At 68.1% G+C, this 589-nt stretch carries 1 protein-coding gene and 1 pseudogene; both read right to left on the bottom strand.

The features are described 5' to 3' along the window. Positions 1 to 174 (bottom strand): annotated as a pseudogene (locus RMCN_RS31560) (IS21-like element helper ATPase IstB); the annotation flags it as partial. Between the two features lie 2 nt (positions 175 to 176). After that, on the bottom strand, positions 177 to 589 hold a 413-nt coding region (locus tag RMCN_RS17755; RefSeq protein WP_409366054.1), incomplete at its 5' end, for a Mu transposase domain-containing protein.

The raw sequence follows: 589 nt of genomic DNA, 5'->3' as shown, positions 1-589 counted from the left end.
ACCCGAGGCCTCACGGGCCGAAACCTCGCGCGACAGGACTGCGGCCAAATACTCTTCGTGAGTCCAGTTGGCGTCGCGGGCTTGCTCGGCCAGCCGGGCCGCCGAGTCGCGGATGCGGGGTGCTTTGAGCGCTTGGGCGTAGTGCAGGACGGCTTTGATCGGTTCGTCGGCCATGCTCATGCCACCTCACCATCGGAGGTGGCTGTGCCAGTGGTGAATTCGACGCCGAATGCGCGGTCGTAGTCGGCCAGATCACGAACCAGGTGATCACCTGCGGTGGGTGGCTGGCCGGTTTGGAACTGCTGTCGCAGCGCTGCGGCGGTGGCGACGTGGGCGGGATCGGTCAGCGTTTGTCGCGCCGCCCAGCAGCGGTCATGAGCCGCCAGCAGGCGGCCGGCTCGGGCCACCGTCACCTGGGCAAGGGTGGTGGTCACCTCGACGAGTTGGCCGATCGCGCCCGGGTCCACGGAGTAGTCGTTACCGGCCACCCGCACGTAGTAGTCACGTCCCAGCCGCACCGAGGAAACCGACTGCACGACCGGCGGCACCGGCGGCAGCGCCAACATGTGGGCTCGATCGGCATCGAGGA

Origin of the sequence: Mycolicibacterium novocastrense, assembly GCF_001570485.1 — a bacterium.
GTDB lineage: Bacteria > Actinomycetota > Actinomycetes > Mycobacteriales > Mycobacteriaceae > Mycobacterium > Mycobacterium novocastrense.
This window is presented reverse-complemented; position numbering and strand designations above follow the sequence as displayed.